The following is a 12,035-nucleotide window of genomic DNA, read 5'->3' on the forward strand; positions in this document are numbered from 1 at the left end:
CCGACCGCGAACTCGAAATCCTCCGCCTCACCGGCCAGGGCAAGGACAACCGCGCCATCGCCCAGGAACTCCACATCAGCCTCAAAACCGTGGACACTCATCGCGGCCACATCAAGGAAAAGCTCGGTCTCAAAAACGGCACCGAACTCATCCACTACGCCGTCCGCTGGGTCGGTGAACAAGTCTGAACCGCCGCAGCCCTGATCTTGCGGAATCCGACACACGCCAAGGCCTGAATGTCCGCCGCCAAACTCTGCCACCAGCCCGCGATCGCCTCAGCCATTGGCTTAGACGCACCGGGAGGGTCTCCTCATTGTGCGCTGCAGAACACCTTCTAGCATCGGGCATATGAGCACTCATGAGCACCTCCAGCAGCAGGAAGCTGCAAACGAAGCCGCGCTCAGGCAGCGGCTGCTGCGTGAGATTGCCGGCATCTCCCCTCCCCCTCCTGCAATACCAGCCCCCGCCGCCACGACCGAAGCCGAGGAGGGCAACTGCCATCCCTTCCGCGATCTGAACGTGACCAACCTCGCACGCCATGTGGACTGGCTTTTCCTCCACAGGTGGCTTGAGGGAACCAATCCCTGCAAAAAGCCGCAGAAGCAGCCGGCCAGTGAGCGCCCAAGCACTGGCGCCGCCCAATGAGGGTCGGCACTTTTCACCTCATGCTCATGCAAACATGAGCAGCCGTCCTGACGCAACCCGTTGCGTACATCTGCACCACCGTGCAGCACGAAGCTCCCCCGGACGGGCGTCTGAGACCAGCTCAGCCATTTGCTGAGAAACGCAGAGCGACTCTGCTAATTGCCGGGATTTGCATGCCTCGTCATTCTCAGGTCATGCAACACACCGCATCTCCTCCCGCACCACGCAAACTAATCGTCCAGGCATCCCGGCCCGCCTTCTCCGTCGTCGCCATTCATGACGGCTTCTTCGCCAACATCCGCGCCATGGAGGCCTTGGAGTGGCTGAAGTACACCCTGTGTCCTGATCTGCAGGTTTGCCCGGCTACCTGGAGCTTTGACACGCTGGAAAGGCATGACGTGCGCAACACCTCCGTGCGTGCAGCAGCGGCGGCGGATCTGCTCATCGTCTCCGCAGCGGATGATGCCACTCTGCCAGGCCACATCGTGCAGTGGTTTGAGGCGATTCCCAAACAGAGGCGGGACACCCGACCGATCCTCGTTGCTCTGCATGAAGAGGACCATGAGTTCACCGGCAATGCGGGGCCGGTGTGCTCCCACCTGAAAGACGTGGCGGACAACTGGCAGACAGAATTCATGTCCAATGCGGATTTTGATCAGCGCCTAGACCGCAACTTTGCCACGCAGCTCCTCTCCCGCAAAAGCCCGGTTTCCGTTTATCGGGCAAAGCCCTTCGGCGGGGAATTCCAGTCCGCCCCCCGCTTCTGGGGCATCAACGGCTGAAGCCCGGTCTTTGTGAACTTTTTCATCCAACAGCAACACCCACCCCTATGAACTCCATGCCTCCCCACCGACCTGAACACCGCTACGAAGAGATCAGCCTGCTCGCCTATCACCTCTGGCAGCAAGCCCACTGCCCTCCTGGCGAAGATCTGAAATTCTGGCTGCAGGCAGAGCAGCAGCTTTTCGGCAAGCGTGAACCGAAGTCCGCCGCCGGACAGAAAGCCCCGGCCAGTCAAAAGGCGGCTGGAAACGGAAAGACCGCGACCAAGCGTGCCGCCTCAGCCGCTGGCAAAGCCCCGGCGAAGAGCCAGCCCAAGGCCGGCAAACAGCAGGCCAGAGCCCAATGAATCTCCAGTGCGGCCTGCACCCGGCGGACAGGCTGCACCGGCTTTTCTCTTTCCGCCGGCAGAACCACCAAAAACAAACATCATGAGTGCATTAACAACCTGGAATCCTCTCCGTGAACTTGGCAGCCTGGAAAACCGCCTGGACCGTCTCTTTGGCGTGACCTGGCCCTCCAGAAACGGCGAGAAAGAAGCCATGACCGTCGCCCAATGGACACCGCTGGTGGACATCAGCGAAGACAACAACGAATACCTCGTCAAAGCCGAGCTTCCGGAACTGAAGAAGGAGGAAGTGAAGGTGAGCGTGGAGAACGGCGAACTCACCATCTCCGGCGAGCGCAAGAGCGAGAAGGAGGAGAAGGGCAAGAAGTTCCACCGCATCGAGCGCTCCTATGGCAGTTTCCTGCGCAGCTTCACCCTGCCTGAAAGCGTCAATGGCGACAAGGTCAGCGCGGAGTTCAAAGACGGCGTGCTGAGCGTGCACCTGCCGAAAGACGAGAAGGCCAAACCCAAGAGCATCGAAGTCAAGGTGCAGTAGGCCCCGCGCGAAAGAGCTAAATGATGGGGTCATGGGGCGGAGGCAGCCAGTGTCACGGTCGCCGGTTGTTTTTCTTCCGTTAAGTCCATGCCCCATCATTTACTCCGCTGGCTTCGTGTCAGCCTCCCCCGAAAAACCTCCCACCAGAAGACTGGCTTATGGCACACAAACAAGTCACCTTTCGTGCGGCAGCACGTGAAAAAATCCTGCGCGGCGCCGCGGCTTTGGCCGATGCCGTGCGCATCACGCTCGGTCCCAAATCCAAGAGCGTGCTTATCCAGCGCAAATGGGGCAGGCCGCTCGTCTGCAATGACGGCGTGACCATTGCCAAAGAATTTGATCTGAAGGATCCCGAGGAAAATCTGGGCGCCCAGATGATCCGCCAGGCGGCGGAGCGCACAGGCGAATCTGTCGGCGACGGCACCAGCACCTCCACCGTGCTGGCGCATGCCATCTATGCCGAAGGCGTGCGCAATGTCACCGCAGGAGCTTCAGCGGTGGATCTCAAGCGCGGACTTGACCGCGGACTGCGAGTGGCCGTGGAAGCTCTGCGCGGACTGTCACGCCCCGTAGTGAGCAAAAAGGAAAAGGCGCAGGTGGCCACCATCTCCGCGCACAATGATCCGGCCATGGGCGATCTCGTCGCGGATGCGATGGAGAAGGTGGGATCCGAAGGTGCGATCACCGTGGAGGAGGCGAAGACCACGGAAACCTCCGTGGATGTCGTCGAAGGCATGCAGTTCGATCATGGTTACACCTCGCCGTATTTTGTCACGAACCCGGAGAAGATGGAGGCCGTGCTCGATGAGCCGCTGATTCTGCTCACTGAGCGCAAGATCACGCACATGAAGGATCTGATCCCGCTCCTGGAAGAGCTGGCCAAGAGCGGGCGCTCCCTGCTTCTGGTGGCGGAGGATGTGGAGAGCGAGGCCCTGGCGACTCTGGTGGTCAACCGTCTGCGCGGAGTCCTCGCCTGTGTGGCGGTGAAAGCCCCCGGCTTCGGCGAACGCCGCAAAGCCATGCTGCAGGACATGGCCATCCTCACCGGTGGCAAGGTGGTCTCCGAAGAGCTGGGCATGACGCTGGAAAAAGTCACGCTGCATGATCTTGGCCGCGCCAAGCGCGTGGTCATCACCAAAGACGCCACCACCATTGTCGGTGGCGAGGGCCGCAAGGAGGCGATCAAAGGCCGCTGCAATGAACTGCGTGCGCAGATCAAGGCCACGACCTCCGATTACGACCGCGAGAAGCTGGAAGAGCGCCTGGCCAAGCTCAGCGGCGGCGTCGCGGTGGTGCGCGTGGGGGCACCATCGGAATCGGAGATGAAGGCGCGCAAGGACGCCTTTGATGACGCCATCAGTTCCACAAAGGCCGCCATCGCCGAAGGCATCGTACCCGGCGGCGGGCTGGCCTTGCTGCGCACCATCGATGCCGTGGAACGTGAAGCCGTGGCGGCGGAAGGCGATGAGCGCACCGGCCTGCTCATCCTCAAACGCGCCCTTGAGGCACCGGCTCGCCAAATCGCTGAAAACTCCGCCGCTGATGACGGCGTGGTGGTCAGCAAAATGCGCGAGGGCACGGGCAACTACGGTTTCGATGCCTCATGCGGTGTGTATGTGGACCTGGTGCAAGCTGGCATCATCGACCCCACCAAGGTGGTGCGCATCGCATTGGAAAATGCGGTTTCCGTCGCCAGCGTTTTGCTGCTGACGGAGGCCACCATGACCGAACTGCCGGAGCCGAAGGAAAACCACGAAGCGTCCATGACGCCCGGAATGGAATAAACTCATGCAAGCCTCATCCCAACATCCCACTTCACCGCAGGTGCCGCAGCACTGGGCCTGGCACTACCAGCGGTTGCAGTCGTTCCGCGATCACCTGCTGGACACCCACGCCATCCAGATCGCGGAAGTGTCTGGTCCGCTGGAGCAAAACAGCATGGACACCGCCGACACCGCCACGGATGAGTTCGACCACGACCTCGCCCTGGGGCTGCTTTCTCAGGAGCAGGATGCGCTTTATGAGGTGGAGGCCGCCATCCGCCGGATTCTGGACGGCAGCTACGGCATCTGCGAAGAGACGGGAAGACCCATTCCTGCCGCCCGACTGCGCGCCGTGCCATGGACACGCTTCACGCGGGAAGTGGAGGAACGCTTGGAGCAGGAAGGCAGCAACCCGGCCGGATGAGCCGTCTCAACCGAAACTTCTCATATGAAAACCGCCCCTCGGATTTCTAAAAAAGTGCCGCCCACCACGGTGAAGATCCCCACGGGGTATGTGGAGCTCAAAGGAGAGCTGGAACTTCCAGCCAATGCGCGCGGGGTGGTGCTCTTTGTGCACGGCAGCGGCAGCAGCCGGCACAGCCCGCGCAATCAATTCGTGGCCAGGATCATTCGCGAGGCAGGCCTAGGAACCCTGCTGTTTGATCTGCTGACGCAAAAGGAGGAGCAGCAGGACGCGAACACCAGCACGCTGCGCTTTGACATCGACATGCTGACGCAGAGGCTCGTCAGTGTGACGCGCTGGCTTGCGGAGCAGCCGGAAACGCGAGGCTTGAAGCTGGGCTACTTTGGGGCCAGCACCGGCGGGGCAGCCGCGCTGATGGCGGCGGCGCAACTCGGCGACCAAATTGCCGCCGTGGTCTCGCGCGGCGGACGTCCTGATCTCGCAGGCAGCGCCATTCCCCAGGTTTGTTCGCCGACGCTTCTGATTGTCGGCGGCTATGATGAAATGGTACTCTGCCTGAACAGCGAAGCCTATGGAAAGCTGCACTGTGAAAAAGAATTTCGCGTCGTGCCCTGCGCCACGCATCTCTTTGAAGAACCGGGCAAGCTGGAGCAGGTGGCGCAGATGAGCGCGAATTGGTTCAAACGCCACATGGGCAGTTCGGATGACTGGAGCATCGCCGCATGAAGCCGCTTGTTTTTAACAACCGTGTGCATGCCGGCCAGATGCTGGCCGAAGCACTCATGAAGCATGCCAACCGCGAGGACGTGATCGTCCTCGGCCTACCACGCGGCGGCGTGCCCGTGGCCTATGAGGTGGCGCGCAAACTGCATGCACCGCTGGATGTGCTGGTGGTGCGCAAGCTGGGTGTACCCGGGTATGAAGAACTCGCCATGGGAGCCATTGCCAGCGGTGGTGTGCAGGTGGTCGATCATGACATGATGCGTGCGCTGGGCATTCCACGCGCAGCGCTTGAAGCCGAGGCCACAGCTCAGTTGAAGGAGCTGCACCGCCGTGAAATGGCCTATCGCGGACACACCGGCGCGCCGGAAGTCGCGGGCAGAACGGTCATTCTGATCGATGACGGCATTGCCACCGGCTCCACGATTCGGGCCGCAGTGCTGGCCCTGCGGCAGCAGCATCCGAAGGAGATCATCATCGCCGTACCGGTGGCCGCGCCTGACTCATGCGCGGCATTGAATCCTCTGGTGGATGATCTGGTGGTGCTCACGATGCCGGAGGATTTTGGGGGTGTCAGCCGCTGGTATGACGACTTCTCCCAGACCACCGATGATGAAGTCAGACAGGTGCTGGCACAGGCGGCGTGCCATGAAACGCAAGCTGTGTCCGGGCCATGAATGAACCGCTCGTCGCCTATTTTACGATGGAGATCGCCCTGGACTCCGCCATGCCGACGTATGCAGGGGGGCTGGGAGTGCTGGCAGGTGACACGGTGCGCTCTGCTGCGGAGCTGAAGGTGCCCATGGTGGCCGTCACCCTGCTGCACCGGAAGGGCTATTTTAATCAGACACTTGATGCCAGCGGCTGGCAGCGTGAGGAGCCCTGCGACTGGGACATCGGCGGACATCTGGAGGAACAGGCGCCGCGTGTCAGCGTGTGCATCGAAGGCCGCACCGTGCATCTGCGCGCGTGGAAGTATGAAGTCCGGGCACCGGGCGGCGTCAGCGTGCCGGTGTTCTTCCTCGACACGGATCTCCCGGAAAATTCAGCCTGGGATCGCACGCTCACCCATTTTTTGTACGGGGGAGACGCCCTCTACCGCATCTGCCAGGAAGTGGTGCTCGGCATCGGCGGTGTGCGCATGCTGCGTGCGCTGGGCTGCAAGGCGCTGACCCGTTATCATATGAACGAAGGCCACGCCGCGCTGCTGGGGCTGGAATTGCTCGATGAATGCGCGCGCAATGCCGGCCGCCCCACCTTCAATCATGAGGATGTGGAAACCGTGCGCCGCCAGTGTGTCTTCACCACGCACACGCCGGTGGCCTCCGGCCATGATCAATTCGGGCTGGATCTCGTGACCCGTGTGCTGGGGCGTGCGGAAGTCACGGAGATGAAGGAGATTTTCTGCTGCGGGGGTGCGTTGAACATGACCTTCCTGGCGCTGAATCTCAGCCACTATGTCAATGGAGTGGCAAAGAAGCATGCAGAGACATCGCAGCTGATGTTCAGCCACTACAAGATTGATTCCATCACCAATGGCGTGCATGCGGCCTCGTGGACCTCACCGCCGTTTCAGGCGCTGTTTGACCGCCACATCCCCGGATGGCGCGCTGACAATTTCAGTCTGCGCTTTGCCCACAGCCTTCCACTGACGGAAATCTGGGAGGCGCATCTGGTGGCCAAGCAGCAGCTGCTGGATCGTGTGCGCCATGACACAGGCGTGGTGCTTGACTTGAAAAAGCTCACCCTGGGTTTTGCACGCCGTGCCACGGCTTACAAGCGCAGCGACCTGCTGGTGAGCGATGTGCAACGCCTCAGGCAGATCGCCGCCAGTGCAGGGCCGCTGCAAATCATCTACGGTGGCAAGGCGCATCCCAATGACTTTCAAGGCAAGGAGGCCATCCAACGGATCATCCGGGTCAAGGAAGGCCTCAATCAAAACATCCAGATGGTGTATCTGCCCAACTATGATCTTGAGCTGGGCAAGCTCATGACCGCAGGCGTGGATGTGTGGCTGAACACGCCGCAGCCGCCGATGGAAGCCTCCGGCACCAGCGGCATGAAGGCGGCGCTCAATGGCGTGCCCAGCCTCAGCATTCTGGATGGCTGGTGGATCGAGGGCTGGATCGAAGGCGAGACGGGCTGGGCGATTGGCGAAAACTGCGCCATGGAGATCAGTCATCCCGACCGCAATGCGTGCGATGCCGCCGCCCTGTATGACAAGCTCGAGCACGTGGTGCTGCCGCTTTTCTACCATGATCGTGACCGCTTCACGGATGTGATGCGCCACTGCATCTCGCTCAACGGCTCCTTCTTCAACACTCAGCGCATGGTCTCCCAATACGTCATCAAGGCCTACTTTGAGTGACCTCGGCATCTCCTCCGTCACACCATGATTCATTCAACGCCACCCCTCAACAAGCGCCCCATCGAACCACGTCTCGCGGTTCGTTATCACGAGCTGCTGCGCAGGCATCCGCCACCAGCGGACCTACCCTTCACCGAGGAGTTTGCCATAGCACTTGCCGCAGACGCCGCACATTGGAAAGCCTCGGATTTGCACATCGAGCCGGGAGCAGAGGCAACACGAATTCGCATGCGGATGGACGGCCAGCTGCATGATGTGGCCTTGGTGCCGCGCCCATCAGGACAGCACCTTGTCACCTACTTCAAAGTGCTGGCGCAAATGGACACGTCAGCCCTGTCACGTGCGGAGCACGGTCATGCCCGCATGGAGGCCAACGGCATTCTGCTGGATCTGCGCATCACAGCCGTGCCCACTCCAAGCGGCGAGATGCTGGGCATCCGACTGCTTGATGGCCTGCGGCCGGTGCTGCGCCTGGAAGAGACCGGCATGTCCGAAGGAGATCAATCCCACCTGCGCCACTGGCTGGCCCAGATCCAGGGCATGCTGCTGGTCTGCGGGCCGGTGGGAGCCGGAAAAACCACCACGCTGTACGCCATGCTTCGTGAACTGCAGCAGCAGCCGCGCAGTATTGTGACCCTGGAAGATCCGGTGGAATGCAGCCTGGATGGCATCACACAAATCGAGGTGAATGAAAAACGCGGACTGACATTTTCAGACGCCCTCCGGGCCATGCTGCGGATCGATCCGGACTATCTGCTGCTCGGTGAAGTCCGTGATCAGGAGAGCGCGCATGCAGCCATCACTGCGGCGGGCAGCGGGCAGGCGCTGCTTTCCACCCTGCATGCACGAGATGCCGTGGGCGCGGTGACCGCGCTGCGAAACTATGGCGTGAAGAACTGGGAGATTTGCGCGGCGCTGGAGGTCGTGGTCTCGCAGCGACTCGTCCGCCGTCTGTGCTCACACTGCCGCGCCGTGACGGAAATCACCGAAACCGAGAAGGAGTGGTTCAGCGCGCAGGGAGCGAACGCCCCCGCACTGCTGTGGAAACCCGTGGGCTGTGATGCCTGCGCCGGCACCGGGTTCGAAGGCCGTGCAGGCATCTTCGAAGTCTGGCGGCTGAACGCAGAAGCGCGCACTCTCATCCTGCACGGAGCCGATGAACCGGCTCTTCAAGAGCACGTCGTGGCATCCGGCACCCGGGTTTTGCTGGCGGATGCGATTGAAAAGGTTGCCGCCGGTCTGACCACGCTGTCTGAAATCCGACCGCTGCATGCGCAGACACCTGTGCCCTCCCCTGCCTGCTGACACGGAGGATTGCAGCCTTGCATGGTGCTGCGTGGGGAATGGCAGGCATGACCTCATGCCTTCTTTCATGGCATGCGCCAGACCCTGAGGGCTCCTCATCCAGCGCCTGAGAAACATAGAGAACTCCTGCTCATTGTGGGGTGGAACCCGCCCGGCAGTTTGGCCATCGAGCCACCGGTTTGCTTCGGACTGCCTCGAACAAAATCACTGACACCGCCAATACATGAACTCGCTCCTCAAGCTCCTCCTCGTCGGTGACATCATGCTCATGGATGTCCTCCAGCATGACGGGACCAACCGCGAGCCCCTGAAGGAACCGCGGTGAAAAATTCACCCCTCACACTCTGCATGAAAACATCCAAGCATCTCAAAATCATCATCGCCAGCACTTCATTGCTGGCCGCGTCGATCCTCTTGGCTGAAATGGCAAGACCGCACATGAAGGGTGCGGATTTTGACAAAAAGCTCCTGCGGGACAGCTCCGAGACTCATCCTGCCGGCGGTCCTTCCGGCGGCTACGCGGATGTGGTCCAGCGCATTCTGCCCAGCGTGGTGAGCATCGGCACCTACTCCAAAAAAGCCGGACGCGGCTTCGGCTTTGATTTTGATAACGACGACTTGGAGCATCTACCGCCGATGTTCCGTGATTTTTTCGGCGACTGGCTTGGGCGCCGTGAACCCAATGCACCGCGTGAAAAACGCCGCCCTGCCCCGAGCAAACCGGTGCAGACCGGCCTCGGCTCCGGTGTGATCCTCACCTCCGACGGCTACATCCTCACCAACAACCACGTCGTGGAAAACGCGGATGAACTGAAGGTGGGAATTCCCGGACGAGGCCGGGACTACACCGCCAAGGTGGTGGGCACGGATCCGCAAACCGATGTGGCCCTGATCAAGATCGATGTCGATGACCTGAGTCCCGCGACGATCGGCGACAGCTCCAAGATGCGCGTGGGGGATGTGGTGCTGGCCATTGGCTCGCCGATGGGTCTTGAGCAGTCCGTCACTCACGGCATCATCAGCGGACTGGGGCGCAGTGAGCTGGGCATCATCGGCAAGCCCCAGCAGGGTCAGGCGGGGTATGAGAACTTCATTCAGACCGATGCCGCGATCAATCCCGGCAACTCGGGCGGCCCGCTGCTGGATGAGCGCGGGCGTGTGGTGGGCCTGAACGCCGCCATTGAAACACGGAGCGGCATGTTTGCCGGCATCGGCCTGGCCATTCCCATCAACATGGCCATCTCCGTGGCGCGTGATCTGCTGGACGGCGGCAAGGTCCAGCGCGGCTTCCTTGGCATCGAGATGGACAGCCTCGACTCCCACATGGCGGATTACCTGGGGGTGGAACATGGGAGCGGTGTGCTGGTCAACTCCATCGTGCCGGATTCTCCGGCGGCCAAAGCAGGCTTTCATGAAGGGGACGCCATCATCGCCGTCAACGACCAGAAGGTCACCGGTCCGGCTCAGCTGCGCCTCATCGTCAGCGCCAATCATCCTGGGACGGAGGTGAAGTTCCGCGTGGTGCGCTACAACGACCAGCTCAAACACGCGGAGCAGATGGATCTGACAGCCACGCTGCGCCCGCTTCCAGAAAAGACCGGAACCAAGACCGAAAACAAAACGTCCGAGGAGGATGTCTCCAAATCCGGAGACACCTTCATCAAGGGAGTCGCCATCGAAAATCTCACGGAAGACCTCCGCCAGGAGTATCAGGTCTCCAGCGAGGTGCAGGGCGTCATCGTCACCGCAGTGGAGAAAAATTCCGCCGCCTATGAAGCCCTGGAGGAAGGAGACCTCATCGTGCAAATCAATCACAAGGCGGTGAAGAACGTGGCCGAGGCCATGGCCGCCAGAGGCGCGCCCGGCGAGATCATGCGCCTCAAAATCCTCCGCAATGGCCGGACGAAATTTGTCATCGTGAAGGTCTGAACCCACACACCGGCCCCCTCCTCAAAAACTGTCTGATTCGATTTTACCGCCTATGAACACACCCACCCAGATCACCTTCCGCCACATGGCGGTCTCACCCGCCCTTGAGGCGCGCATCCATGAAGAAGTCGCGGCCCTGGAGCACTGCTTCAGCCGCATCACCAGCTGCCTCGTCGTTGTCGAGGCGCCCCATCAGCACCACCAGCGCGGCAGCGAATTTCACATCCGCATCAACCTCCGCGTCCCCGGGACCGAGATCGTGGTCAATCACGAGCCCTCGCTGCACAGCACACCCGCCAAAAGTGAAACCGGCGAATGGGAGAAGCACCTGGAGGCGCATCCAGAGCACAAGGATGTGTATGTGGCCATTCGTGACGCCTTTGCCGCCGCGCACCGACAATTGGACGACTACGCGCGCGTGCTGCGCGGTGACGTCAAACATCACACCGCAACGGCGGCGAGGTACTGAGCATGCAAGCCACCGCGCAGATGTCAGCCAGATCGCTCGTGCGGTCCGCCGCCCACCCTCTGCGGGAGGGCGAGATCTCGGACTACGATCCCCTGCTTGAACTCATCGGCGAGGCGCAGTTTGTGCTGCTCGGCGAAGCCTCCCACGGCACGCATGAGTTTTACCGCGAGCGGGCCCAGATCACCAAACGGCTGATCACCGAAAAAGGTTTTAGCGCCGTGGCGGTGGAGGCCGACTTTCCTGATGCCAGCCGCGTGAACCGCTATGTGCATGGCCAAGGAGGTGACCTCGACGCCGTGGACTCACTGGGCGGCTTCAAGCGCTTTCCCGCATGGATGTGGCGCAATGCGGATGTGCTGGACTTCATCGGATGGCTGCGTGCGCACAATGACGACCTGCCTGCGGACAGCTCCAAGACAGGTTTCTACGGCCTCGACCTCTACAGCATGAACTCCTCCATGGATGCCGTGCTGGGCTATCTTGACAAGATTGATCCTGAAGCCGCCGCCCGCGCACGCGAGCGCTATGCCTGCTTTGACAGCTTTGGCGGTGACTCGCAGCGCTACGGGTTTGAGACCGCTCAGGGCCATGGCTACTCCTGTGAAGACGCCGTCGTCAGCCAGTTTGTCGAGCTCTATTCGCGCGCCAGCGAACTGGCACGACTTGATGGCCGCGTGGCTGCCGATGACTTCTTCATGGCGGAGCAGAACGCACGCCTCGTCAAAAATGCGGAGCAGTACTACCGCAC

General features: G+C 61.2%; 14 protein-coding genes. All 14 read left to right on the forward strand.

Going from position 1 to position 12,035, the window contains the following annotated elements; all coding sequences use genetic code 11:
* The coding region (locus WAW39_RS05330) for a response regulator transcription factor (RefSeq protein WP_422316529.1) at nucleotides 1-188 on the forward strand (188 nt) is incomplete at its 5' end.
* A 160-nt stretch (nucleotides 189-348) separates the two neighbouring features.
* The gene (locus tag WAW39_RS05335; RefSeq protein WP_422316531.1) at nucleotides 349-645 is read left to right on the forward strand and encodes a hypothetical protein; all 297 of its coding nucleotides are present in this window, start codon (nucleotides 349-351) and stop codon (nucleotides 643-645) included.
* Between the two features lie 194 nt (nucleotides 646-839).
* The gene (locus WAW39_RS05340) at nucleotides 840-1,427 is read left to right on the forward strand and encodes a hypothetical protein (RefSeq protein WP_422316533.1); all 588 of its coding nucleotides are present in this window, start codon (nucleotides 840-842) and stop codon (nucleotides 1,425-1,427) included.
* 56 nt (nucleotides 1,428-1,483) lie between these two features.
* Nucleotides 1,484-1,774 (forward strand): DUF2934 domain-containing protein, encoded by a 291-nt coding sequence (locus tag WAW39_RS05345; RefSeq protein WP_422316535.1) that lies wholly within the window; start codon nucleotides 1,484-1,486, stop codon nucleotides 1,772-1,774.
* A gap of 82 nt (nucleotides 1,775-1,856) precedes the next feature.
* The gene (locus WAW39_RS05350; protein ID WP_422316538.1) at nucleotides 1,857-2,309 is read left to right on the forward strand and encodes an Hsp20/alpha crystallin family protein; all 453 of its coding nucleotides are present in this window, start codon (nucleotides 1,857-1,859) and stop codon (nucleotides 2,307-2,309) included.
* Nucleotides 2,310-2,467: 158 nt separating this feature from the next.
* Nucleotides 2,468-4,093 carry a chaperonin GroEL gene (gene groL, locus WAW39_RS05355; RefSeq protein WP_422316540.1) on the forward strand — a complete coding sequence of 542 codons (1,626 nt, stop codon included), beginning with the start codon at nucleotides 2,468-2,470 and terminating at the stop codon, nucleotides 4,091-4,093.
* A gap of 4 nt (nucleotides 4,094-4,097) precedes the next feature.
* Nucleotides 4,098-4,496 (forward strand): TraR/DksA family transcriptional regulator, encoded by a 399-nt coding sequence (locus WAW39_RS05360; protein ID WP_422316542.1) that lies wholly within the window; start codon nucleotides 4,098-4,100, stop codon nucleotides 4,494-4,496.
* A 24-nt stretch (nucleotides 4,497-4,520) separates the two neighbouring features.
* Nucleotides 4,521-5,222: a dienelactone hydrolase family protein gene (locus WAW39_RS05365; protein WP_422316544.1), complete on the forward strand. Its 702-nt coding sequence runs from the start codon at nucleotides 4,521-4,523 to the stop codon at nucleotides 5,220-5,222.
* A complete protein-coding gene (locus WAW39_RS05370; RefSeq protein WP_422316546.1) occupies nucleotides 5,219-5,893 on the forward strand; it encodes a phosphoribosyltransferase in 675 nt (224 codons plus the stop codon). Before WAW39_RS05365 ends, WAW39_RS05370 begins: the two co-directional genes overlap by 4 nt.
* Nucleotides 5,890-7,584, forward strand: a complete 1,695-nt coding sequence (glgP, locus tag WAW39_RS05375; protein ID WP_422316548.1) for an alpha-glucan family phosphorylase — start codon at nucleotides 5,890-5,892, stop codon at nucleotides 7,582-7,584. Before WAW39_RS05370 ends, glgP begins: the two co-directional genes overlap by 4 nt.
* Nucleotides 7,585-7,608: 24 nt before the next feature.
* Nucleotides 7,609-8,889, forward strand: coding sequence for a GspE/PulE family protein (locus WAW39_RS05380; RefSeq protein ID WP_422316550.1), 1,281 nt, complete (start codon nucleotides 7,609-7,611; stop codon nucleotides 8,887-8,889).
* Between the two features lie 348 nt (nucleotides 8,890-9,237).
* Nucleotides 9,238-10,818 carry a Do family serine endopeptidase gene (locus WAW39_RS05385; RefSeq protein WP_422316552.1) on the forward strand — a complete coding sequence of 527 codons (1,581 nt, stop codon included), beginning with the start codon at nucleotides 9,238-9,240 and terminating at the stop codon, nucleotides 10,816-10,818.
* A 52-nt stretch (nucleotides 10,819-10,870) separates the two neighbouring features.
* On the forward strand, nucleotides 10,871-11,287 hold the full coding sequence (locus WAW39_RS05390; RefSeq protein WP_422316554.1) for an HPF/RaiA family ribosome-associated protein: 417 nt from the start codon (nucleotides 10,871-10,873) through the stop codon (nucleotides 11,285-11,287).
* Between the two features lie 20 nt (nucleotides 11,288-11,307).
* The coding region (locus WAW39_RS05395) for an erythromycin esterase family protein (protein ID WP_422316556.1) at nucleotides 11,308-12,035 on the forward strand (728 nt) is incomplete at its 3' end.

The organism is Prosthecobacter sp., from assembly GCF_049294395.1.
In the GTDB taxonomy this organism is placed as follows: Bacteria; Verrucomicrobiota; Verrucomicrobiia; order Verrucomicrobiales; family Verrucomicrobiaceae; genus Prosthecobacter.